This window comes from Sinomonas humi (genome assembly GCF_000802235.1).
In the GTDB taxonomy this organism is placed as follows: Bacteria; Actinomycetota; Actinomycetes; order Actinomycetales; family Micrococcaceae; genus Sinomonas; species Sinomonas humi.
Genome location: NZ_JTDL01000145.1, coordinates 119,761 through 141,445 on the forward strand (window position 1 = coordinate 119,761; position 21,685 = coordinate 141,445).

The 21,685-nt window shown below is 67.3% G+C and carries 22 protein-coding genes; 6 read left to right on the forward strand and 16 right to left on the reverse strand.

Annotation, left to right across the window (positions count from 1 at the left end):
- Positions 1–76: 76 nt before the first annotated feature.
- Genes LK10_RS18055 through LK10_RS18070 form a run of 4 tightly spaced genes read left to right on the forward strand, consistent with a single transcriptional unit; the run spans position 77 to position 3,807 of the window.
- Positions 77–1,399 (forward strand): cell division protein PerM, encoded by a 1,323-nt coding sequence (locus LK10_RS18055; RefSeq protein WP_043126750.1) that lies wholly within the window; start codon positions 77–79, stop codon positions 1,397–1,399.
- A gap of 44 nt (positions 1,400–1,443) precedes the next feature.
- Positions 1,444–2,055, forward strand: coding sequence for a phosphoribosylglycinamide formyltransferase (purN, locus tag LK10_RS18060; protein ID WP_052207556.1), 612 nt, complete (start codon positions 1,444–1,446; stop codon positions 2,053–2,055).
- A 40-nt stretch (positions 2,056–2,095) separates the two neighbouring features.
- The gene (locus LK10_RS18065) at positions 2,096–2,998 is read left to right on the forward strand and encodes an ABC transporter ATP-binding protein (protein ID WP_043126866.1); all 903 of its coding nucleotides are present in this window, start codon (positions 2,096–2,098) and stop codon (positions 2,996–2,998) included.
- A complete protein-coding gene (locus tag LK10_RS18070; RefSeq protein WP_052207546.1) occupies positions 2,995–3,807 on the forward strand; it encodes an ABC transporter permease in 813 nt (270 codons plus the stop codon). The genes LK10_RS18065 and LK10_RS18070 overlap by 4 nt, the downstream gene beginning before the upstream one ends.
- A 36-nt stretch (positions 3,808–3,843) precedes the next feature.
- Here LK10_RS18070 and LK10_RS18075 read toward each other — a convergent pair whose 3' ends face one another.
- From LK10_RS18075 to LK10_RS18090, 4 genes are all read right to left on the reverse strand, one after another.
- On the reverse strand, positions 3,844–4,389 hold the full coding sequence (locus tag LK10_RS18075; protein ID WP_052207547.1) for an SRPBCC family protein: 546 nt from the start codon (positions 4,387–4,389) through the stop codon (positions 3,844–3,846).
- A 160-nt stretch (positions 4,390–4,549) separates the two neighbouring features.
- Complete coding sequence (locus LK10_RS18080) at positions 4,550–4,996, reverse strand: DoxX family membrane protein (RefSeq protein ID WP_043126756.1); 447 nt, start codon at positions 4,994–4,996, stop codon at positions 4,550–4,552.
- A 104-nt stretch (positions 4,997–5,100) separates the two neighbouring features.
- On the reverse strand, positions 5,101–5,676 hold the full coding sequence (locus tag LK10_RS18085; RefSeq protein ID WP_043126757.1) for a hypothetical protein: 576 nt from the start codon (positions 5,674–5,676) through the stop codon (positions 5,101–5,103).
- A gap of 13 nt (positions 5,677–5,689) precedes the next feature.
- A complete protein-coding gene (locus LK10_RS18090; protein WP_043126872.1) occupies positions 5,690–6,838 on the reverse strand; it encodes a zinc-dependent alcohol dehydrogenase in 1,149 nt (382 codons plus the stop codon).
- A gap of 196 nt (positions 6,839–7,034) precedes the next feature.
- Here LK10_RS18090 and purH point away from each other — a divergent pair, with 196 nt between their 5' ends.
- Positions 7,035–8,705: a bifunctional phosphoribosylaminoimidazolecarboxamide formyltransferase/IMP cyclohydrolase gene (purH, locus tag LK10_RS18095; RefSeq protein WP_043126761.1), complete on the forward strand. Its 1,671-nt coding sequence runs from the start codon at positions 7,035–7,037 to the stop codon at positions 8,703–8,705.
- 148 nt (positions 8,706–8,853) lie between these two features.
- Here purH and LK10_RS18100 read toward each other — a convergent pair whose 3' ends face one another.
- From LK10_RS18100 to LK10_RS18130, 7 genes are all read right to left on the reverse strand, one after another.
- Entirely contained in the window at positions 8,854–9,039 is a 186-nt protein-coding gene (locus LK10_RS18100; RefSeq protein WP_043126764.1) for a hypothetical protein, read from the reverse strand.
- Between the two features lie 99 nt (positions 9,040–9,138).
- Positions 9,139–9,336 (reverse strand): hypothetical protein, encoded by a 198-nt coding sequence (locus LK10_RS18105; protein WP_043126765.1) that lies wholly within the window; start codon positions 9,334–9,336, stop codon positions 9,139–9,141.
- Between the two features lie 286 nt (positions 9,337–9,622).
- Positions 9,623–10,972, reverse strand: a complete 1,350-nt coding sequence (locus LK10_RS18110; protein WP_052207548.1) for a hypothetical protein — start codon at positions 10,970–10,972, stop codon at positions 9,623–9,625.
- Between the two features lie 98 nt (positions 10,973–11,070).
- Complete coding sequence (locus tag LK10_RS18115; protein WP_043126768.1) at positions 11,071–11,262, reverse strand: hypothetical protein; 192 nt, start codon at positions 11,260–11,262, stop codon at positions 11,071–11,073.
- A 239-nt stretch (positions 11,263–11,501) separates the two neighbouring features.
- Positions 11,502–12,230, reverse strand: a complete 729-nt coding sequence (locus LK10_RS18120; protein WP_043126771.1) for a hypothetical protein — start codon at positions 12,228–12,230, stop codon at positions 11,502–11,504.
- On the reverse strand, positions 12,231–12,998 hold the full coding sequence (locus LK10_RS18125; protein WP_081998664.1) for an AfsR/SARP family transcriptional regulator: 768 nt from the start codon (positions 12,996–12,998) through the stop codon (positions 12,231–12,233).
- Between the two features lie 198 nt (positions 12,999–13,196).
- Positions 13,197–13,463 carry a hypothetical protein gene (locus tag LK10_RS18130; protein ID WP_043126773.1) on the reverse strand — a complete coding sequence of 89 codons (267 nt, stop codon included), beginning with the start codon at positions 13,461–13,463 and terminating at the stop codon, positions 13,197–13,199.
- Between the two features lie 266 nt (positions 13,464–13,729).
- On the opposite strand from LK10_RS18130, the gene LK10_RS18135 reads away from it, so the two are divergent.
- Entirely contained in the window at positions 13,730–15,952 is a 2,223-nt protein-coding gene (locus tag LK10_RS18135) for an NADP-dependent isocitrate dehydrogenase (RefSeq protein WP_043126776.1), read from the forward strand.
- 387 nt (positions 15,953–16,339) lie between these two features.
- Here the strand turns inward: LK10_RS18135 and LK10_RS21060 are convergent, their stop codons facing one another.
- From LK10_RS21060 to LK10_RS18160, 5 genes are all read right to left on the reverse strand, one after another.
- Positions 16,340–17,947 (reverse strand): hypothetical protein, encoded by a 1,608-nt coding sequence (locus tag LK10_RS21060; protein ID WP_052207550.1) that lies wholly within the window; start codon positions 17,945–17,947, stop codon positions 16,340–16,342.
- An 84-nt stretch (positions 17,948–18,031) separates the two neighbouring features.
- Positions 18,032–19,018, reverse strand: a complete 987-nt coding sequence (locus LK10_RS18145; RefSeq protein WP_043126779.1) for a hypothetical protein — start codon at positions 19,016–19,018, stop codon at positions 18,032–18,034.
- Positions 19,019–19,131: 113 nt separating this feature from the next.
- Positions 19,132–20,211, reverse strand: a complete 1,080-nt coding sequence (locus LK10_RS18150) for a Gfo/Idh/MocA family protein (RefSeq protein ID WP_043126783.1) — start codon at positions 20,209–20,211, stop codon at positions 19,132–19,134.
- Between the two features lie 57 nt (positions 20,212–20,268).
- Positions 20,269–20,901: a hypothetical protein gene (locus tag LK10_RS18155; RefSeq protein WP_156144249.1), complete on the reverse strand. Its 633-nt coding sequence runs from the start codon at positions 20,899–20,901 to the stop codon at positions 20,269–20,271.
- Between the two features lie 14 nt (positions 20,902–20,915).
- Positions 20,916–21,437, reverse strand: a complete 522-nt coding sequence (locus tag LK10_RS18160) for a gamma carbonic anhydrase family protein (RefSeq protein ID WP_043126885.1) — start codon at positions 21,435–21,437, stop codon at positions 20,916–20,918.
- Between the last annotated feature and the right edge of the window lie 248 nt (positions 21,438–21,685).

A 21,685-nucleotide genomic window follows, 5' to 3' on the forward strand; every position in this document is an offset into this window, starting at 1 on the left:
TCCAGCCAGTCGTAGTCGCCCAACCCCCGGTGTGCCTGATCCGCCTTGAGCACCGTCCATGGCACAGTGGGACCCGATGAAATTGCGCTCCGACCAGTCCGGGATCCGCGGCCTGCCGATGCCTCTGTGGCTCCAAGGCGGCGCGGAGGCGCTCCAGGCTGTGCTCATCTCCGCAGTGGCCGCGCTCGTCCCCATCGCGGCGGTCTGGCTCACCGGCGGCTTCGGTTCGCTGCAGCCCGCGGATGCAATCCGGCTCGGCGGCCAGGCATGGCTGCTCGTCCACGGCGTCCCGCTCTACCTCTCCGAAGCGGCTCCGGCATCCGACGGCGGCGCGGCGCCGTCCGCGCCCACCGTCCTGAGCCTCATTCCCCTGGGCTTCGCACTCCTGCCGTTCCTGCTCTCGTGGCGTTCGGGCCGCCGCCTCGCCCGCGCTTCGTACGCGGAGACCCTGTGGCAGGGCCTCCTCGGAGCAGCGGCCCTCTACGCGCTCGCTGGCTTCGCGACCGCATTCGTATGCAGCACGAACGCGGTCAGCGCAAACGTGGCCCTTGCGGCGTCGGTTCCGCTCATCCCGGTCGGGTTCGGGCTCATTGTCGGTGCGCGCCGCGAAGCCGGCTCGTGGAGCCGACTCATCGGGGTGGACGCGGTCGACTGGATCGCGCGCACGGGTCAGTATTCGCGCTGGGCGGGCAGTTATCTGTGGGCAGTCGTCCGGGCGGGGTTCGTCGCCGCGGTTGCCGCCTTTGGACTTGCTTCGGCGCTTTTGGCACTGGACCTGGCCATCCGCTGGGCGAACGTGGTCACGGTCTACGAGGCCCTCGGGGCCGGCGGCGTGGGGGGTGGCGCGCTGACGGTGGCACAGTTGGGCTACGTGCCGAACCTCGCTGTCTGGTCCCTCGGCTGGTCCTCGGGAGCCGGGGTGATTCTCGGCGCGGGCTCGAAGGCCAGCGCACTTTCGACGGCGGTCGGTCCGCTGCCGCCGATCCCCGTCCTTGCCGCCCTCCCTACGTCGTCCGCGTCCGTCGCCGCCGCCGCCGTCGTGCTCCCAGTCCTCGCCGGCGTACTGGGCGGCTGGTGGTTCCAGCGTGCAGGGGAGGACCACTTCGACGAGTGGATCTCCATCAAGGTCCCCGCACGCTGGTTCTCCGCATCGGTCTCGGCCCTCGTCCTCGGGGCCCTCGTCGGCGCCGTCGCCGGGGCGTTCGCCGCGGTCGCAGCATTTCTCTCGGGCGGCTCGGCGGGGATAGGCCGCTACTCGGCCGTGGGCCCGAACCCGCTTTCGATGCTCGTTTGGGTGGGGATCGAAGTGGCCATCGGGACGATCGTGGGCTATGCGCTCGCGCCGTGGCTCGAGCGCGGCCAGCTCGCCCGCACCAACGCCGAATCAGTCAACGCGTGAACCAGGCAACCAACCGGCCGCGGGATCTCGCCTATCGTGGATCCATGCGCATCGTGGTCCTCGTCTCCGGCACCGGCTCGAACCTCCAAGCGGTCATCGACGCCGTGAAGGCGGGCGAGCTCGACGTCGAGATCGCCGCTGTCGGAGCGGACCGCGAGGGGACGTACGGGATCGAGCGCTCCGAGGAAGCCGGTCTCGAGACCTTCGTAGTCAACTTCAACTCGTTCGAGACCCGCGCCGAGTGGGACGCCGCGCTTGCGGAGAAGATCGCTTCCTACGCCCCCGATGTCGTGGTCTCCTCGGGATTCATGCGGATCGTGAGCGCCGACTTCATCGAGCGCTTCGCCGGCCGTTACCTCAACACGCACCCGGCCCTCTTGCCCGCCTTCCCGGGGGCGCACGGGGTCCGCGACGCGCTCGCCTATGGCGTCAAGGTCACGGGCTGCACTGTTCATTGGGCGGACGCCGGGGTGGACACCGGGCCGATCATCGCCCAGGAGGCACTCGCCGTCGAAGCGGACGACGACGAAGAGTCCCTCCACGAGCGGATCAAGGTCGTCGAGCGCCGGCTCCTCATCGACGTCCTGCGCCGCCTCGCAGCGGGCGAGATCGAGACGCCATCATCCGATGGGGGGATGCGCACTTCCGCCTTTTGACGGGTGCCGGAGTGCGCCTGAGGGCGTCATGCTCGAAGCTATGAGAGCAAATCCTTCCGACCTTGCCGTCCGCGTCCGCGGGCTGCGCAAGGTCTACGGCGACCTGAACGCCGTGGACGGCATCGACTTGGACATCGCACGCGGCGAGACGTTCGCACTGCTCGGTCCCAACGGTGCCGGAAAGTCGACGACTGTCGAGATTCTCGAGGGCTACCGGCACCGCACTGGCGGGGAGGTTAGTGTCCTGGGAGTCGACCCCGCCCACGCGAGGCTTGACTGGAAGGCCCGCCTCGGCATTGTGCTCCAATCGACGGGGGAGAGCGGCCAGTACACGGTCCGGGAGCAGCTCTCCCATTTTGCGCGCTTCTACCCGAATCCCCGGAAGGTCGGGGAGGTGATCGCGGCCGTCGGCCTCGAAAGGCAGGCCAACACCCGCATCGGCAAGCTCTCGGGAGGCCAGCAGCGCCGCGTGGATGTCGCGCTCGCCATCGTCGGGCGCCCCGAGCTCCTGTTTCTCGACGAGCCCACCACGGGCTTCGACCCCGAAGCCCGTCACGAGTTCTGGGGTCTCATCGAGGAGCTCAAGTCCGAGGGAACAACGATCCTCCTCACCACGCACTACCTCGACGAGGCCGCTCGGCTTGGCGATCGCGGAGGGGTGATCGTGGGCGGCCGGCTCATCGCCGTCGGGCGCATCGACGAGCTGGGCGGGGCTGAAGCCCGCATCCCCCTCGTGCGCTGGTACGACGAGGCGGGGGTGCGGCGCGAGGAGCGCACCGAGCGCCCTGCCGAGCGCGTCGTGGAGCTCGCGCGCCAGCTGGGCGAGCCGCGCGAGCTCGAGGTGATCCGGCCGAGCCTCGAGGATGTCTATCTTGGCCTCGTCCATGCAGCGGGCTCGCCCTCTCCTGCGCCCGAATCGGCCAAAGAGGAGGAACCGGCATGAGCATCCTCTCCCACGGGGTGGCCCGCACGGGCTACGAGACGAAGGGCTATTTCCGCTCTCCCGACAGCGTCTTCTTCACCTTCCTGTTCCCGATGCTCATGCTCGGGATCTTTGCGGCCGCATTCAGCTCTCGAGGTGACATCGGGCTCGGGCCGGGTTCGAGCGATCACGTGTCCGTGGCCGGCTACTACCTCCCCGGAATGCTTGCCGCCGGCATCCTGCTCTCCGGAGTGCAGAATCTTGCGGTCGACATTGCGGGCGAGAAGGGCGACGGGACGCTCAAACGCCTAGGTGGGACGCCCCTTTCGCCCATCTCCTACTTCCTCGGCAAGCTCGGCCGGGTATTCGTGACGGGCATCCTCCAGGCCGCGCTTCTTCTCGCGGTCGCTAATCTCGCTTTCGGCGTCTCACTGCCGAGAGCGTGGAGCGCATGGGGAACATTCGCGTGGGTCTTCGTGCTCGGCACCGTCACGTCCGCGCTTCTCGGCATCGCGCTCTCGGCGCTTCCCCGCAGCAGCCGGAGCGCTACTGCCGTGGTCGTCCCGATTGTCCTGGTCCTGCAGTTCATCTCGGGCGTGTACCTTCAGTTTTCGATGCTTCCCGCCTGGATGCAGAATCTCGCGAGCGTCTTCCCGCTCAAGTGGATCGCCCAGGGCATGCGCTCAGTGTTCCTGCCCGACGGGTTCAAGGTCCTCGAACAGAACGGGACCTGGGATCTGGGGTGGGTCGCCGTGTGGCTCGTGGTGTGGCTCGTCGTCGGCCTCGTGATCAGCCGCCTCACCTTCCGGTGGATCCGGCAGGACGCGTGACGCGACCCGCGGATCCAGCGGCTGCGGCGAGCGGCTCTAGATGCCGGCGCCCGGATCTGCCGCGCCGGTGCTTCCGGTCTGGGTGTTTCCGGTATCCGTGCCTGAGCCGAACACCTCGCCCGACTGCGGGGCGGAGTCGACCTGGCCCCTCCACGCGCCGGTCTCGGAGTCGCGCGACTCGATGAACTCCTTGAACTTCTTGAGGTCGGACCGGACTTGGAGGTCGTCAGCACCAAAGAAGGATCCGAGCTTCTCGACAGCGGAATCCGGATCCCATTGGAACTCGACGTTGACGCGCGTGGTCTTGGGGCCCAGGGAATCGAACGTCACCACACCGGCGTGCTCCACACCGTCGACGCTCTTCCAGGCGACGCGCTGGTCTGGCTGCTGCTCGGTGACGATCGTGTCGAACTCGCGGGTCTGGCCGCCCACTTTCGTGGTCCAGTGGAGGTGCGTGTCGTCCCGCTGGACCACTGACTCGACCCCTCCCATGAATTGGGGGAAGGACTCGAACTGGGTCCACTGGTTGTAGGCCTGGGAAACGGGGACGTTGACGTCGACAGACTGGCGGACGGTGGCCATGGCGCTCTCCTTGGCTTGGGCTGCGTCGGGAACGGGGACCGCGGTCGCGTCCCCGAAGGACTTGTGCGGTTGGCCATTGCTTGACCTGGCCGTGCCGTGGCTGGCACGCGTCCACCGTAGGCACGGGCCGTCGGGAGGGTCAACGGCCCGTGCAGCGGTCTCAGGACGCCTTGGGCTTCTTGACAGTCTTCACGACCGTGCGGCGCTTCCGGTTGAGGACGAGGGCGACGCCGATAGCCGCGAGCCACGTGTCCTTCGCCATGGCGACGCCCGCCTGGGTCGGCCGGATCCCGTCCGCTTCGGTAAGCCCAGGCGTCTTCGCGTAGACAGCGACGAGGGCTGTTCCGAACGCGGTCAGGCCCAGGCCAGCGAGCTTGGTCGGCACGATGGGAAGGACGAGTGCACCCCCGAGCGCGATCTCGCCCGCGGCAAGGGCCTTGCCGAACGTCGCAGCGGGAAGCTGCTTGACCTGCGGGATGGCATTGGCCGCCATTCCTTGGAGGGCTGCAGCCCGTTCCTCGTCAAGCGAGAGCTTCGAAACGCCCGAATTGATCAGGTACGCCCCCGTGACGAGGCGGAGGACGGCGTGGCTCGGCGAAAATCCCATGGTGGTCTCCTTCGTTCCCGGCGTGCGGCATGCGCCTCCAGCCTATGGAGGCCCAGCCTGATTGTCAGCCGTGTGGTGTGGGCGTGTGTTTGGCGAGGTGCGGTCTAGGCGGCGTGACGGCGCCGGAGCAGCGTGCGGATGCCGAGGACGACGAGGGGCCCTGCAAGCCACGGTCCTGCCACGATGAGCGGGTCCATCCAGACGTGCGAAAGGTCCGAGCGATTCTGTCCGAAGCGCGACGAAACGGGGTGGTGCCCGGCTTCTGCAAGGATTCCGGTCTCCGTGATCGGGTTGTCGGGCCGAGTGCTCACGAACGAGCGGGCGTGCGATTCCCACGCGTCGACGCGGTCGCCGAGGATGAGGAGGAGCCAGTGGGCGGCGCGTCCTTCGCTGAACTTCGCGTACGCCAGTCTCCGGATTGCTCCCGAGAATCCCTTGAGGGGAACGGAGGTCCCGAAGACGGGGGTGACGAACTTGTGCTCGATCGAATGCTCGCGGGTTTCGTCCCCGGGCTGGCGGTCCGGGAAATCCCAGTGGGCGCCGCTCGCTCCGGGATCGTACTTCTCCCGGGGCACCGAGGGCCTGTCCCGGGGATCGAGGTCCGCTCCCCAGCCCGGGATGCGGGCCCTGAGCTCCTCTGAGGAGGGATTCTGGTACGGCTTCTCTGCTGTGTAGGGCATGGCGCATTCCCTCTCAGGCGGCGTTCGGGAGGATGAGCGGCTTGATGCAGCCGTCGAGCTTCGCGGAGAAGATGTGGTAGCCCTCTGCGATGTGCTCGAGCGGGATCCGGTGTGTCACAAGCTCGCTCGGCTTGAGGTACCCGTTCCGGATGTGCTCGAAGAGCCTGGGCCACTGACGCTTGACGGGGCATTGATTGGCGCGAATTGTGAGGCCCTTGTTCATCGCGTCGCCGAACTTGACGGCGCTGAAGATCGGCCCGTACGCGCCCAAGACCGAGACCGTCCCGCCCTTGCGGACGGCGTCGATCGCCCAGTTGAGCGCGATCGGCGAGCCGCCTTGGAGCTTGAGCTTGGCGGCCGCGACGTGTTGGAGCAGGTTGCCGTCGGCCTCGGCTCCCACGGCATCGATAACGACGTCCGCTCCGAGATATTCGGTGTCCTTCTTGAGCTGGAGCACAATGTCGTCGTATTCCGTGAAGTTGTACGTCTCGGCGTGGGCGAACGTGCGCGCCTTTTCGAGGCGGTAGTCGAGATGGTCGACGACGACGACGCGGCCCGCGCCCATGAGCCAAGAGGATTTCGCGGCAAAGAGCCCGACCGGACCGGCCCCGAACACGACCACGGTATCGCCTTCGCTGATATCGCCGAGCTGCGCTCCAAAATAGCCTGTCGGGCACGCGTCGGTGAGGAGGACTGCATCCTCGTCGTCCATCCAATCCGGAATCACGCTTGGCCCGACGTCGGCGAACGGGACGCGCACGAACTGGCTCTGGCCGCCGTCGTACCCGCCACAGGTGTGGGAGTAGCCGTAGATGCCGCCAATCGCCGTTGCGTTCGGATTCACGTTGTGGCAGTTCGAGTACAGGCCGCGCGCACAGAAATAGCACGAACCGCAATAGACGTTGAAGGGGACCATCACCCGGTCGCCCTTCTTCAGATTCTGTACAGACGGCCCTACTTCCTCCACGACCCCAATGAATTCGTGGCCGAAGGTCGTGCCGACGCGGGTGTCCGGCATCAGGCCGTGAAAGAGGTGAAGATCCGATCCGCAGATTGCGGCGAGGGTCACCCGGACGATGGCGTCGTTCGGATGCTCGATCTTGGGGATGTCCTTTTCCTCGACACGGACCTTGTAGGGTCCGCGGTAGACCATTGCTTGCATGGCATCCGCCTCCTCGCGCATTGTTGGCCGGCCCCGGCCCCAGAGTCATCCCCCTTCGGCCGCGGAGGGAAACAAGCGCCTTGGGCGGAGGGCGAGGGGACGGACGACGGCGCTCGATAGAATGAGCGCGAACTGCCCCCCACACCGTGCCTCATTTCGCTGCCGCCCAGCGATATGCCGCGCGCGAGAGAGACGAGTGACTGTGATCCAGCTTGACCGTGTTCCCATCCGTCGCGCCCTGATCTCTGTCTACGACAAGACCGGCCTCGAGGACCTCGCGAAGGGGCTGCATGCCGCGGGGGTGCGCATCGTCTCGACCGGTTCGACGGCGAAGAAGATCGCCGCAGTCGGGATCCCGGTCCAAGAAGTCGAGGAGGTCACGGGTTCACCCGAGATGCTCGACGGACGCGTCAAGACCCTTCACCCCCGCGTGCACGGCGGGATCCTCGCGGACCGACGCGTCCCGGAGCACATGGAGACGCTCGAGCAGATGGGGATCGAGGCGTTCGACCTCGTCGTCGTCAACCTCTACCCGTTCGTCGAGACCGTCCGTTCGGGAGCTGAGCTGGACGCCGTGGTCGAGCAGATCGACATCGGGGGGCCGGCGATGGTCCGTTCGGCGGCGAAGAACCACGCGGCGGTCGCCGTCGTCGTCGACCCCTCGTTCTATGGCGAGGTAGTGACGGCCGCCGCGGAAGGCGGCTTCAACCTCAAGACGCGGCAGCGGCTCGCGGCGAAGGCGTTCGCGCACACTGCGGCCTACGACACCGCGGTCGCGACCTGGACCGCCAGCCAGTTCCTGGACGAGGACGCGGAGGGCGTCGTGAAGTGGCCCGCCTACGCGGGCCTCGCGCTCGAGCGCTCCGAGGTGCTCCGCTACGGCGAGAACCCGCACCAGCAGGCCGCGCTGTACGTCGACAAGGCGGCACCGGCCGGCATCGCCCAGGCGGACCAGCTCCACGGCAAGGCGATGAGCTACAACAACTTCGTGGATGCGGACGCAGCCCTGCGCGCGGCTTTCGACTTCGCAGATCCCGCAGTCGCGATCATCAAGCACGCGAACCCGTGTGGCATCGCCGTCGCGACGCCGGGAGCTGAGGACCCGATCGCCGACGCGCATCGAAAAGCGCACGCCTGCGACCCGGTGTCCGCCTACGGCGGTGTCGTCGCGGCCAACCGGACAGTCACGAAGGGCATGGCCGAGACGCTCTCCGGGATCTTCACCGAGGTTGTCGTGGCGCCTGACTTCGAGCCTGAGGCTGTCGAGATCCTCTCCAAGAAGAAGAACATCCGCCTTCTCGCGCTTCCGGAAGGCTACGACCGCTACCCGACCGAGTTCCGGCAGATCTCCGGCGGCATGCTGGTGCAGTCCTCGGATCGCCTGGACGCGGAGGGCGACGAGCCCGCGAACTGGACGCTTGCGAGCGGCGAGGCCGCTGACGAGGCCACCCTCGCGGACCTCGCATTCGCTTGGCGCGCGTCCCGGGCCGCGAAGTCGAACGCCATCCTGCTTGCGAAGGATCGGGCATCGGTCGGCGTCGGCATGGGCCAGGTCAACCGGGTCGACTCGTGCCGCCTCGCGGTCGAGCGCGCGAACACGCTCGGAGTCGCCGTCGAGTCGGACGTCGACGCCGCTGGCGGCGCCTCGGGCGGGGACGCGAGTTCGGCCCCCGAGCGCGCCCGCGGCGCTGTCGCCGCTTCGGACGCGTTCTTCCCGTTCGCGGACGGCCTGCAGATCCTCATCGATGCCGGGGTCAAGGCTGTCGTCCAGCCCGGCGGTTCGGTGCGCGATGAGGAGGTCATCGCGGCCGCGAAGGACGCTGGCGTGACCATGTACTTCACAGGGTCGCGGCACTTCTTCCACTGACGGGCGGTCCCCGAGCCTGTCGGGGATGCTCGGGGGAGCGGTTCCACAAAGAGGGAGGGACGGCCTTGGCGGCCGCCCCTCCCTCTTTGTGGTGATGATGCTTGTGGCGATGATGCCCTTGCGGCGATGATGCTCAGCCGGTCAGCTGTTACTGGATTACCGCGATCGTCTGGGTGGCGTGGCTGGCCGCTGCTGACCAGAGGGCGGCCACGTTGGCCGCAGTCGATGAATTGAACGCTGCCACGCCCGCCCAGTTGACGACTGCCAGGGTGTCGCGATCCGGCAGAGCCTCCGCAGTTTCCGCAGCGAGTTCGGCAGCTGTGATCTTGGTCATTCTGATCATCTCTCCTTTGCGATTTCGGTTGTTGTGATTTCTAGGGTCGTTCGTCACTGTTGGGCGAGTGCCTTCGTCAGTGTTGGGCGAGTGCCTTCGTCAGTGTTGGGCGAGTGCCAGCCACTGGCCGGCATTGGCTGTCGCCGTCGAATTGATCGTCGCGGCGTTGACTGCCAGTGCGAAATTGAACGCTATGACTGGTGCGACGTTGATGTTGATTCCGCTCGACAGGGTGTCGCGCTCGGGAAGCATATCCGCGCGCTCTTCGGCTAATTCAGCAATTGTGAATGGCATCATGGGTCTTCTCCTTCTTGCAGGGCCTCCCGCTTCAGCCGAGACACCCGGCCTCAGCCGAGGCACCCGGCGCCGGGCGGGGAACCGACGCCGGGCGCGTCTTCAACTTTGATTCACCCGGGGGATTGGGCCCAGGTGGACGATTGGTCCTGGCGATGTAGTTTGCGCCGGATATCACCCTGCGGCGGTGCGTTGGCAGGGGAGAGGCACGGGCGTTTGCCACGGAGACTCTCGTCATTTCGGGTCGCCTCCTTTCCGATGTCAGCTGGCCCTGCGGGGCCGCTCTCAGTCAGAAGTGGTAGCCGAGCCGGAACAGCCCGGGTGTAGTGGCGTGGCGGGGCTTGTAGCGGACCACGGGCGGTGCCATCCGGCCGGCGGCAACCCGAATGATGGAGGCCGTCAGTCTCGCGATGATCAGCAGCGAGCCCACAGCGGGCAGCGCCAAGAGCGCCATCGCGAGGATCGACATCGCGGCGTCGAACGGCTGCCCAAGAGCCAGCGCCACCGAGAGGCGACTCATGTGGGTGACGCCGGCTGTTGCGGTTTCGGTGAGGATGGCCGGCAGGCTCACGGCAAGCCAGGCAAGGACGCCGGCGAGGAACGGCACGACGGCGAGTACCCAGGCTGTGACGATCCGCCTGGCTGTGGGCCTGAGCTCCCGAACGCGAGGGTCGGTCGGCCGCCCGGGGATCAGGCTTCGGAGCACGGGTGCCACTCGTGCGAAGAGGTCGGGTATTCCCGCGAGATCAGAGAGGACGAAGTAGCCGTCGAGCCGAATCGTCGGCGGGAGCTGCTGGGCCATCTGGAGCTGCGTGGCGATGACGAGGAGGAGGAAGAGCGGGCTGCCGGTGAGGAGATACGCACCGCCTGCGCACAGCACCCACCAGAGATGGAAGTACAGGCCCCCTAGGTCGGTCCGGATCCTTCCTGCCCGGCTGAGCCGGTAGGAATCGGTGACGTCCGTGAAGAACGCTGGGAAGACGAGATACAGGCCCACTCCGATCACGCCGGGAGTGCCGCCCCCATAGCGGCAGGCGGCAGCGTGCCCCACTTCATGGACCAGGCCTCCGACCGTAACAAGGGCGAAGAGCAGGAGAAGCAACGCCGGGGTCAGGAGAACCGACGCGAGTGCACCCACGACGTCGGTGCCAAGGAAGAGGCGGGCGTCCAGGGCGATCAGCGCGAGGCACGCGAGGACGACGACGGGGGGTGCGTAGAGCTTGCTGAGAACAGACGCGATGCGCTCGACGTGGTTGGCGCGCAGCACCGTGGCCTTCACGGTCAGCGCGAGCAGGGGTGCGGCCGAGGGCGGCGGTGCGGCGGGGCTCTTCCCGGGGCGCTCGAGGAGGCCGAGCGGCTCGAGTTTGCTCTTGGCCAGTAGCGTCAGCCCTTCAACGTCGAGCTCCCGCCCGAAATTGCTGCTGACCCTCCGGGCGAGCTCATCGGAGGGAAGCGGCCGGGCAGCCTCCCTCACGATGCTGTGCAGGAGTTCGGTGAGCTGTACAACCTGTCCGTCCGCTCGCCGAACGAGGTAGGTGCTGTGGTTGAGGCCGGAACCATTCACGAGTCCAAGCAGTTGCACCCCGCTTGCCCGCTGCCAACGCTGTGGCGCGGATGGCGGTGTCGCCGTCATGGTCATGTGGATCCTCCTCTTTCACCCCTTGTGCATCGGGCGCGGCGCCGCCGTTCTGGGCCAGCGGCGCCGCGCCCGAAGAATCGATCGCTTCCTTGTGCCTGCTACTGCAGGACCAAAATGGTCTGCGTCGCGTTGCTGAGGGCTGTCGAATGGACCGCGAGAAGGTTCAGCGCAAGCGACGAGTTGGAAGCGTCGATACCGGCCCAGTTGAAATAGTTGGTGGAAAGCGTGTCCCGATCGGGGAGCAGCTCCACGGTCTCGGCAGCGAGTTCTTCGGCGGTGAGCTTGGTCATGAAACTCAACTCCTTGGTCTTGGCTTTTCTGGGGAACGCGATTCGGAGTAATCGCTGATGAGAGTCAAGCGGACACTCGTTATTGCTGTGTTACTGGGGCGTTATCGGCTCGACGTGGGAAAACGCCCGTCGTCTCGGGCCAGCGCATAGCAAAGCCCCCGCCCAGCTGCGAGCGGGGGCCTGCCCTATGCATTCATATCCGGATGCATTCTCGGATTCGATCAACCGCAGGGAATCAATTAGTCCCCTGAGTCGACCTCGACTTTGGTCCTTACGTCTGCCGCCTTGGTGTCCTTCGTGATCGCTGATTTTGCTTGGGCTGCGGCATCATCGGCGTCCTTCTGCACGCTAGTCCGATTCTGGGGTCCGCTGGAGAGCATGACGCCGAGCTGCTGCTCGATCTGCTTGATGAGGGCCCTCGTGGAGGCGGAGAGGGCGCGCTGGGAGCTCCCTATGACGACGAACTGCAGGGCGACCGCCGTCGTCGTGCATGACGTACAGGCGACGTTGAGTGCAAGCGAGCGGTTGTTGACGGTGACCGAGGACGCGTTGCTTCCAGTGACGATCTGAACCGACACGGCGGACGACGAGCAGTTCGCGCAGCTCGACCAGGCCGTGGCCGCGTTGTCCGCCATGGCTGGTCCGCCGTTCAAGACGTTGACTGTCTGGAGAGTTGTCGCGCTGCCCGAACAGCCGTTGCAGTTGCTTGTGGAGACTGCGGTCGCGACGGCCTTCCCGCTTCCGGGGCCAAGAGCTGTGTCAGCCCGCGCGGAGTCCGTGACGAGGGGCTGCGCGGCTGTCGGTATGGCCGAGGAGGAGACGTCGAGCGACGCCGATGCCCTGACGTCGTCCGAGGGTCCACGGCCTTGTGCCGAAGCCGGGCCGGCTGCCGAACTGCCCGCAAGTGCGAGCGCGAGAAAGGCAAAGATGAGAGCAAGGGTCTTCCATCTCGGGCGGCGTGCCATCATTCACAGCTCCTTAATCAGTTGGCGGTGTGCAGCCAGCCGGCTCCTTTGCGGGGCCGGCAGGGGAGCGGGCAGTTCGAGAAGGCCACGGGAACCGCCGGTCAGTGCAGCCTTGAGCCGGTCAGACGGTTCGAGGCCGAGTTCGTCGCGAAGGCGGAAACGGAACTCTTCAAGGGTCCGGTAAGCTGCGGCGGCATTTCCCACGTGGATCTGCGCACGGATGATGAGCGCACACGCGGACTCGCGCAGGGGTTCGATCGCGGCGGCCTGCTGGGCTGCGACGATGGCCGCGTCGGCTTCGTCCCGTGCCAGGTGCTGCCGCGCGATTGCCTCGAGAGTCGCCACACGCAGGACGCGCAGGCGCTCCTGCTCGAAGATGATCCAGTCCTCGTACCAGCCGGGGAGCAGTTCGGCGCTCGAGAGGAGGTCCTCGAATTCCGCATCGAAAACCGCTCCCGAGCGGACGAGTTCCGCTTGGCGGCGCAGGCGCCGCACATCGACAGCGATGCTCGGCCCGAGGCCTATTGGTTCGAGGCTGTCAGAGAGCAGTCCGGGGAGCTGGTGGCGGACCTTGAAGACGGTTGCGCGAAGGCTCCCGGCCGCCTGCTGCTCGGCGGACTCGGGCCACAGGAGCCCGGCCAGATACGAACGCGGCCGTTGGCCCATGAGGGCGAGGGCGGTGATGAGCCTCTGCTGTCTGCTTCCGACAGGCGTGGGACGGCCGTCGCACATCAGCTGCCAGCACCCCAAGAGACGTAGATCCCATTCCATCCCTTGACCCGCCCCCTCGATCGCTGCTGTCGCCGGGGGTTGTGGGCTTCGGTCAAACGACGTGACCCCCGCGGTACGCGCCTGCTGAAACGAGTACCAGCATGACGAGGAGGAGATAATCCAGTCAATGGATTTATTGCGGTTGACTGGAACTTTCGGGCAAGCCTGAGTGAACTACCGGGACCGTGAAAGGAGCGGTCACAGAGTCTGGTCGGAACCCGTTTCCCGACGCTCGGCGGTGGCTCTGGACGCAAGCCAGTCGCTTACGCTCTTGACAGCAGCCCCGGCGTCCGAGGTGACCTTCAGAGCGGATGGTTCCCACGCGCCGTCGGACGCAAGGATGCGGATGCGGAGATCTCCGCCAGCCCCCGGCTCCTTCCACACGCGGAGTACGAGGGTCCCGAGTTCCTCGAGCTCCGGTTCGTGCTCGTCCGTCCCGTTCGCGGACGCGGAATGCTGTGCCATCTTCTCCTCACCTGTGACGAGCGCCCCCCAAGGCGCGCATTACGCAAGAGCGTCTCCGTGCAGTCTAGGGGCTTTCGGCCCGTTGTCAGGAAACGGCGGATGACGCCGACGGGGCCCGCCTTGGCGGTGTTTTGACTTCATGATCTTCGGCTGTCCCTAGGCTCCGGTAAGTTAAGGACGTTGACATAGCAGCACGCATGCACACTGCGGCGAACGCTGAAGCGAACCGGCGCCGCGGTCTGCCGACCTCCAGGGAGGCGCCACCCATGGCCACGATCATCTATACCCACACGGACGAGGCGCCCATGCTGGCGACGCACTCGTTCCTTCCGATCATTCAGGCCTTCGCCTCGACCGCGGGCGTCGACGTGCAGACTAGGGACATCTCCCTCTCGGGCCGCATCATCGCTGTGTTCGGCGACTACCTCACCGAGGAGCAGTGCACCTCTGATGCGCTCGCGGAGCTCGGTGAGCTCGCCAAGAAGCCAGAGGCGAACATCATCAAGCTTCCGAACATCAGCGCATCGGTGCCGCAGCTCAAGGCCGCGATCGCCGAGCTCCAGTCGCAGGGCTACGCTGTTCCGGACTACCCGGACAACCCTGCCTCCGATGAAGAGACGGACATCCGCTCGCGCTACGACCGGATCAAGGGCTCGGCAGTAAACCCCGTCCTGCGCGAGGGCAACTCGGACCGCCGCGCGCCGCTGTCCGTAAAGAACTACGCCCGTAAGAACCCGCACTCGATGGGTGCGTGGTCGCCGAACTCGAAGACCAACGTCGCGACCATGGACGCGGCCGACTTCCGTCACAACGAGAAGTCCGTCGTGATCTCCCAGGACGATACCCTCACGATCCAGCTCGTCCTCGAGGATGGCACGGTCAAGGACCTCAAGAAGGGCCTCAAGGTACTCGCCGGTGAAGTCGTCGACGCGACGTTCATGAGCGCCGCCGCACTCGACGAGTTCCTCGCCGCCCAAGTGGCACAGGCCAAGCAGCAGGGCGTCCTCTTCTCGGCGCACCTCAAGGCCACCATGATGAAGGTCTCGGACCCGATCATCTTCGGACACGTCGTGAAGGCCTACTTCAACGAGCTGTTCGGGACCTACGGCAAGCAGCTCGCCGCCGCCGGTCTGAGCCCGAACAACGGACTCGCTTCGATCCTCAACGGCCTCGACGAGCTCCCCGAGGACGTCCGCGAGGGCGTGAAGGCGCTCGTTGCGAAGGGCCTCGAGGAAGGTCCAGCCCTCGCGATGGTGAACTCGGACAAGGGCATCACCAACCTCCACGTCCCCTCGGACGTCATCGTGGATGCCTCCATGCCGGCCATGATCCGCCTCGGCGGCCACATGTGGGGCCCGGACGGCAAGGAACACGACACGCTCGCGGTCCTTCCGGATTCCTCCTACTCGGGCGTCTACCAGGTCGTCATCGACGACTGCCGCGCGAACGGCGCCTACGATCCGACGACGATGGGCAGCGTCCCGAATGTCGGCCTCATGGCGCAGGCAGCAGAGGAATACGGCAGCCACGACAAGACGTTCGAGATCCCCGCTGCCGGCCGCGTCCAGATCGTTGACAGCCGTGGCAACGTACTCCTTGAGCACGAGGTGGAGCAGGGCGACATCTGGCGTGCATGCCAGACGAAGGACGTCCCGATCCGCGACTGGGTCAAGCTCGCCGTGACCCGTGCCCGCGCTTCCAAGACGCCAGCCGTGTTCTGGCTCGACGAGACTCGGGCGCACGATCGGAACCTCATTGCCAAGGTGCGCGAGTACCTCAAGGATCACGACACCGACGGCCTCCAGATCGAGATCATGGCGCCCAAGGACGCCACGGCGTTCTCGCTCGAGCGCATTCGCCGCGGCGAGGACACGATCTCGGTGACCGGCAACGTGCTCCGCGACTACCTCACCGACCTGTTCCCCATCCTCGAGCTCGGCACGAGCGCCAAAATGCTCTCCATCGTTCCGCTCATCAACGGCGGCGGGCTCTTCGAGACCGGTGCCGGCGGCTCCGCTCCGAAGCACGTGCAGCAGCTCCTCGAGGAGGACTACCTCCGCTGGGACAGCCTCGGCGAGTTCCTCGCCCTCGCGGTGAGCTTCGAGCACCTCGCCAACTCGACCGGGAACTCGCAAGCCCAGGTCCTCGCCGAGACGCTCGACCGCGCGACCGGCACGTTCCTGCTCGAGAACAAGTCCCCGGGCCGGAAGCTCGGCACGATCGACAACCGTGGCAGCCACTACTACCTCGCTCAGTACTGGGCGAAGGAGCTCGCCGAGCAGACGGACGACGCCGCGTTGGCAGCAGCGTTCGGACCCGTCGCCCGTGCGCTCGTGGAGCAGGAGGATGCAATCCTGGCCGAGCTTCTCGGGGTCCAGGGGCACTCCGTTGAGATCGGTGGGTACTACCACCCGGACGAGGAGAAGACCTACGGCGTGATGCGTCCTTCCCGGACACTCAACGGCGTCATCGACTCGCTCCGCGGCTGACCCTCCTCAGCTGACGGGCTAACCGGCCCTCCCGGCGCCCCGCACCAAGCTAGGTGCGGGGCGCCGTCGTCTGTTGAACGGCGTCGCCTGTTGAACAGCGTCGTCTGTTGAACGGCGCCGTCGGCGGGAACAGCGCCGTTTGTTGAACGGCGCCGTCGGCGGGAACCGCCGTCAGCCCTTCCCCCAGCGAAGGACTGACGACGGCGGCCTGTCGGAGTTTCACCACCTTCTGGGGCCTGAGCTCCGGCGTGTGCGGCGAATCGCCGTCTCCCCGGTTCCTTCGGCCCCTAGATCATGGTGAAACTCCCGCGAAATGAACTCCAAGGGACGGCCTCGCCGGTCAGCTCTGCCCAGATGGACTGCGCCAACCGTCCCTTGGAGGGTTCTTCAGGAAATGGCTGCCCGCGGCATCCGGCGAGCAGCGACCCCACCGGCGATACCGAGGCCGCCCATCGCGAGGCCGACTCCGATGCCGAGGAGGAGCACCGCACCTGCGAGCAGGAGCGTGAGAGCCGTCGGCGTGGTGCCGGCACCGCTGATGAAGGAGCTCAGGCCGAGGCAAGACCCGGCTCCCGAACCGCTGCCGGTGTTCGTGCCGGAGCCCGTTCCAGCCGCAGCTCCTGTTCCAGCCGCAGTTCCCGTTCCAGCTGCAGTTCCCGTTCCAGCTGCAGTTCCGCTGCCCGTCGCGCCCGTTGTGCCGCTGATGTTGTTCTCAGCGCCCACCATGGCCCCGCTGCCTGCGCCGGTGGCCGCCGCAAAGCCGGCACCGAGTGCAGGCTCGCCGCCGATCGAGGCCGAGACGTCGGGTACCGACGCGCCGATGCCTGTATCAGCAGTGCCAGTGCCAGCGGTGCCAGTGCCGGCAGCTACAGTTCCAGCGGTGCCGGTGCCCGCCGAACCGAGATCCGCGGTGCCGGTGCCAGCGGTGCCCGTCCCCGAGGTGCCCGTGCCCGAGGTGCCGGTCCCCGAGGTGCCAGTGACGGTGCCGCCCACGCCTCCGACGTCGGCGGGTTGCCCGAGGCCGATGCTCGCGTAGATTCCGCCGAGGAGATCGCCTGAAGCATTCCCCGTGCCTGCGTTAGCGCCAGTTCCTGCTCCGGTCGAGCCGGTGCTGGTCCCTGGTTGGGCTGCGTTGAGCAGGAGCGTCGCGCTGCTGCCGTCCGCGACGCCTGTGGCCGGAAGGCCGACAGAAACCACGCCAGAGGCAGGAACCGGGGCATTGACGGCCACGGTCGGAGCGAGCGGGCTGAGGCTCGTCAGAGGGCTGACGCCGCCTGTTCCTGCGCCGCCTGTTCCTACGCCGCTGATTCCTACGGGAAGGGTGCTCCCGGAGAGAACGCCGGACGGAACGCCGATGGCGGGTTCGGGAGCGGACGGCACCTCAGGAACCGCGGAGGCTCCGGAGGTCACCACGGCCGGAACCCCGATAGAGACCGCGGGCGCTGTACCGAGAGTGGCCGTCTGGCCGTCAGAGCCGGTGAGGCTCACGGCGGTCGGTGCGGCGACGACGGCCGCGGGGGATGTCGCCGTCGTCGTCGTGTTGCCTGCGCTTGGGCTATTCACGACGGCGGGGGCGCCCACCGAGACAGCCGGCGCCGCGGCCACGGTGAGGGATTGAAGGCTCGGCGCTGTTGCGCCATCAGCCCCAGCAGGGGTGCCCAAGGCACTCCCAGCCGTTCCGGTTGGGAGGGCGAGGGCCGGCGTGGTCACGGGCGCCGGGTCATCGGTGTCGGTGGGGTTGGGGACCGCGACGGCGGGCGGCGCGACGACCGGCAGGGAAACGCCGGGGAGAGCGCTCGTCGTGCCCGGGGTTGAGTCGGTGTCCGAGGCCGGGGCGGTCGAACCGCCGATCTGAACGGTCACGGGGACCGTGGCATTCACGAGGGGATTGGTAGCGACGGTCGTGCTGTCTGCCAGCGCGGCCGCCTCGCCGAGGCCCATGAGACCTCCGGCAACGACGGCGCCGAGGAGAACTCGGCGGGCAAGCTTGTTCACAGTTCACTCCTGATCTGAAAGGGTGCGCGCGACGGCGCGCCTGGACGGTCTTGTCTGCCGCGCTTGGGGCAGACCCGTCCCCAGTCAGTCGGGGGTTGAGCCGGGATCGAATGCGGGCGAGGCCGGCACGAGTTCGCGTCTGGGCCGGGCCCGGCCCAGGAGGAAGAAGAGCGGGGCGAGCGAGAATTCCGCGGCGAGAGCCGCGTTTCCCTGCACGGGCGGCGTCGGGCCGCTTGATCCGCCCCCAGCGGAATCTGAAGGGCCGGCGGGCGGGGCCACAGGCTGCGTCAGGGGTGGAAGGTCGAGCGGCGTCTGGGCAACGGTGCCGAGGCTGTTCGGCAGGACTGAGGCCCAGAACGCAGCCCAGCTCAGCGCTCCGACGCCGGAAGAGCCCGTGGCGAGGCTAGCGAAGCGTTCGACGGCGGGAGCCTGAGTGGCGGGTTGGCCTGCCGTGGGTGCCCCGTCAGGGCTCGCCTCGACGGAAGGATTTGCGACATTCGGCGAAGGCGCGGCAAGCACGGGGGAGGCTGGCGCGGGAGCAGCCGCGGGGGTCGACGCCGTCACAGGGCTAGGCAGGTTGACCGCCACCGGCGAGGGGGCGGCAGAGACTGCGTTGCCCACCTTCGCGACAGTCTGGCCAAGCCTCGAGGCCGTGTGCGTGACGACCGGTTCGAGGGGTTCGAGCGGACCCTGCAGAACCGGGGCCACGACGCTAGGCGTCGCTGCAACGGCCGAGCTGAGCGCCGTCGTCGTGCTCTTGACTGCGGAAGCGACCTCGTTCTGCACCTGCGGCACAGCATCCTGCGCGGGGGCCACCAGCTCCTGCACGGGCGCTACCGGCGGAAGCGCTGCCGCCACCGGCTTGACAGCCGTGGCGGTCAATTGGGCGGGGGCGTTCACGACGGGTGACGAGAGGACCTGCGATGACACGGGAAGAGGCGGGGTGGGGTCCGAGGAAGCAGACGCAGACGATCCCCCCAACAACAGCCACCCAACGCCCAGCCCGGCGGCAACAGCCGCGTGCCGCGCGAGGGAGAGGACGCGATGCCGCGCCTCTGGTGCCAACCGCATGCCCCCTCCTCCCCAGCGTGAAGGACCCGGTTGAAACGCTCGCAGTGATGGTCATGGTATGTGACAGTTTTTACTGGGGGAAGACATCGCGGCGAAAAATTGCGTGCAAGGACTCAGCGGCTCGCCCGCTCGTCGTTGGGGTAGCGAACGCCGAGCTGCTGGCGAACCCCGTCGAAGAGGCGCATGGTGCTCAACGAGTGCGACCACGGCATCGTCGGGCTCTGGGCGAGACCCTGCTGGACGCAGCGGGTCACCTCCCGCAGTTCGTAGACGTAGCCGCGCCCGACGACGTCGAACGCCTCCGTGCGCGCGGGGTCCCATCCGCGCTGCACCCGGAGCCCGCTCGGATTGTTGATCCCACCCACCGTCGTGAGGACGCCCTCGGAGCCTGCGACCGTCGCAACGCGGGGACCCTGCGCGAGAAGCGACGAGGTGAGCGTTGCGAGCTGGCCCCCGCTGTACCCGAGGGCAAGGATGTTCTGCTCGTCCACCCCCTCGGCGTTCAGGGTGCCGAGGGCTGTGAGCGAGTCAGGGAACCCGAGCGTTCCAACCGGCCACAGGAGCGTGTACACCGTGAGGTCGAGGAGGGCGCCGCCGCCGGCTCCGACCGCCCAGATGCGGTTCATCGGGTCCTTCGGCGCCGGGAATCCCAGATCAGCCGAGACCCACTGGACGTCTCCGAGCTCGCCGGACCCGGCGATCTCGAAGGCCCGCTGAATCGAGGGGAGGAACCGTGACCACACCGCCTCCATGAGGAACACGCCCCGCGCGCGAGCCAGATCCACGAGCTCCTGGGCTTCGTGCGCGTTGATTGTGAAGGCCTTCTCGACGAGGACGTTCTTGCCCGCCTCGATGACAGCCTTCGCCACTTCGTAGTGCTGGGCGTGCGGCGTCGCGACGTAGACGACGTCCACATCCGGATCCTGCGCGAGCGCGGCATAGCCGGGGACCCCGCCGTCGTCCGCGTAGTGCCTCCGGAAGCCGAACTCGCGGGCAAACTCCTCTGCCCTGTCCGCGAAACGTGAGCTGACTGCGTGCAGGGTCGCGTCGGGGAGCATCGCGAGGTCGCGGACCACCGTGCGCGCGATCCCTCCCGTTGCGACGACCCCCCAGTTGAGGGGGCGGCCGGTCGGGGTACGGGGATCCGTGCTGTCCTGTGACGAAAGCCACGAACGTTCGATATGGCGGGTCATGCGTCCCATCCTTGCACGGGGTCTCGCTGCTCCTCAGGTGCCCGATGGTGGCCGGGCTCAGGCCCAGTACGGCCGGGCGCGTTCCGCCGCGGAGCGGAGGAGGGCGCCGTCGAACTCCATGGACGATTCGCCGATATCCGCCGCTTGCCACTCGGCCACTAGCCGATGTGGGCCGGGTGCAGGAAGGGGCCAGAGCCAGAGGCTGAGCTCGGTTGTCCGGTTCTGCTCGCCTCCTGAACCGGAGCCGCTCGCGTGACGCAGCACGGCGCGCGGCGCCGGTGCTTCCGCGATCGGCCAAGCTGGCTCGGCGTCGGTGAGGGCTTTGCTGCCGTCGGGATACAGGATCCCAAACCTCAGGCTCGTCCGATCTGCTAGGCCAGCAAGTCTCATTCCCGGGTGATCGTGCGCCTGCGCCGCCCACTCGCGGTCGGACTCGTCCGTGCGCCGGCGCACGCATCGGACCTCGAGAGTCGCTCCGTTTGCATAGACCCTCGCGCACTCGACCGCGAGGGTGACGCGATCGGTCTGCGCGAGGACGACGTCGAGCGGGACCACCGCCGGCATCTCAAGCGACGGCGGCGCGAACCACTCGGGGAGCTGAGGCTGCGGCGGGTATGTACGACCGGATTCTGATACCGGCGGGAAGAAGCCCATGCGGCCCATGGTGCCAGCAGCGCTCGGCTTCCGCACGGACGTCGCTAGCGTCAGCCGGCCCCGTTGGCCTCTCGGTGCGCCCGCGCGAGCTCCTGATAGTGCTCCGCATTACGATGCACTCCCGCTACTTCCTCATCCGTGAGCTCACGCCGCACCTTCGCGGGAACCCCTGCAACGAGCGAGCGGGGCGGGACGACTGTCCCCTCGAGGACCACTGCCCCCGCGGCGACGAGCGAGTCGCTCCCGATGACTGCTCCGTTCATGATGGTCGCGCTCATACCGACCAATACGTTGTCCTCTACCGTGCATCCGTGGACGACGGCGTTGTGACCCACTGAGACGCCCGACCCGAGCGTGCACGGGAATCCGGCATCGGCATGCAGGACGACGTTGTCTTGGAGGTTGCTGCCGGCACCGACTCGGATTGTCGCGGTGTCGGCGCGCACCGAGACCCCGTAGAAGGCGCTCGAACCCTCGGCCAGGTGCGCATCGCCGATGATGCTCGCCGTCGGCGCGACAAACGCGCTCGGATGGATGTCAGGGCTCGAGCCCCCGAAGTCGATGACAGGCATGCGCACAGACTATCGCCGCCCCCCGTTTGTTGGTCACCTTCTGGGGGTGCGGGTTGGTTTGTTGGTCACCTTCTGGGGGTGCGGGTTGGTTCGTTGGTCACCTTCTGCGGGTGCCCCTCCGGAGCGACCGTCCTTAGGTGACTACCGAACGGGGAGCGACCGTCGTTAGGTGACTACCGAACGGGGAGCGACCGTCGTTAGGTGACCATCAAACGGGAGGGAGGGAGGGAGGGAGGGAGGGAGGGAGG

Excerpts from the sequence above, each read along its gene's own strand:
- LK10_RS18055 (WP_043126750.1), top strand. The coding sequence starts at position 77 with ATGAAATTGCGCTCCGACCAGTCCGGGATCCGCGGCCTGCCGATGCCT.
- purN (WP_052207556.1), top strand. The coding sequence starts at position 1,444 with ATGCGCATCGTGGTCCTCGTCTCCGGCACCGGCTCGAACCTCCAAGCG.
- LK10_RS18065 (WP_043126866.1), top strand. The coding sequence starts at position 2,096 with ATGAGAGCAAATCCTTCCGACCTTGCCGTCCGCGTCCGCGGGCTGCGC.
- LK10_RS18070 (WP_052207546.1), top strand. The coding sequence starts at position 2,995 with ATGAGCATCCTCTCCCACGGGGTGGCCCGCACGGGCTACGAGACGAAG.
- LK10_RS18075 (WP_052207547.1), bottom strand. The coding sequence starts at position 4,389 with ATGGCCACCGTCCGCCAGTCTGTCGACGTCAACGTCCCCGTTTCCCAG.
- LK10_RS18080 (WP_043126756.1), bottom strand. The coding sequence starts at position 4,996 with ATGGGATTTTCGCCGAGCCACGCCGTCCTCCGCCTCGTCACGGGGGCG.
- LK10_RS18085 (WP_043126757.1), bottom strand. The coding sequence starts at position 5,676 with ATGCCCTACACAGCAGAGAAGCCGTACCAGAATCCCTCCTCAGAGGAG.
- LK10_RS18090 (WP_043126872.1), bottom strand. The coding sequence starts at position 6,838 with ATGCAAGCAATGGTCTACCGCGGACCCTACAAGGTCCGTGTCGAGGAA.
- LK10_RS18100 (WP_043126764.1), bottom strand. The coding sequence starts at position 9,039 with ATGACCAAGATCACAGCTGCCGAACTCGCTGCGGAAACTGCGGAGGCT.
- LK10_RS18105 (WP_043126765.1), bottom strand. The coding sequence starts at position 9,336 with ATGATGCCATTCACAATTGCTGAATTAGCCGAAGAGCGCGCGGATATG.
- LK10_RS18110 (WP_052207548.1), bottom strand. The coding sequence starts at position 10,972 with ATGACCATGACGGCGACACCGCCATCCGCGCCACAGCGTTGGCAGCGG.
- LK10_RS18115 (WP_043126768.1), bottom strand. The coding sequence starts at position 11,262 with ATGACCAAGCTCACCGCCGAAGAACTCGCTGCCGAGACCGTGGAGCTG.
- LK10_RS18120 (WP_043126771.1), bottom strand. The coding sequence starts at position 12,230 with ATGATGGCACGCCGCCCGAGATGGAAGACCCTTGCTCTCATCTTTGCC.
- LK10_RS18125 (WP_081998664.1), bottom strand. The coding sequence starts at position 12,998 with ATGGAATGGGATCTACGTCTCTTGGGGTGCTGGCAGCTGATGTGCGAC.
- LK10_RS18130 (WP_043126773.1), bottom strand. The coding sequence starts at position 13,463 with ATGGCACAGCATTCCGCGTCCGCGAACGGGACGGACGAGCACGAACCG.
- LK10_RS18135 (WP_043126776.1), top strand. The coding sequence starts at position 13,730 with ATGGCCACGATCATCTATACCCACACGGACGAGGCGCCCATGCTGGCG.
- LK10_RS18145 (WP_043126779.1), bottom strand. The coding sequence starts at position 19,018 with ATGCGGTTGGCACCAGAGGCGCGGCATCGCGTCCTCTCCCTCGCGCGG.
- LK10_RS18150 (WP_043126783.1), bottom strand. The coding sequence starts at position 20,211 with ATGACCCGCCATATCGAACGTTCGTGGCTTTCGTCACAGGACAGCACG.
- LK10_RS18160 (WP_043126885.1), bottom strand. The coding sequence starts at position 21,437 with ATGCCTGTCATCGACTTCGGGGGCTCGAGCCCTGACATCCATCCGAGC.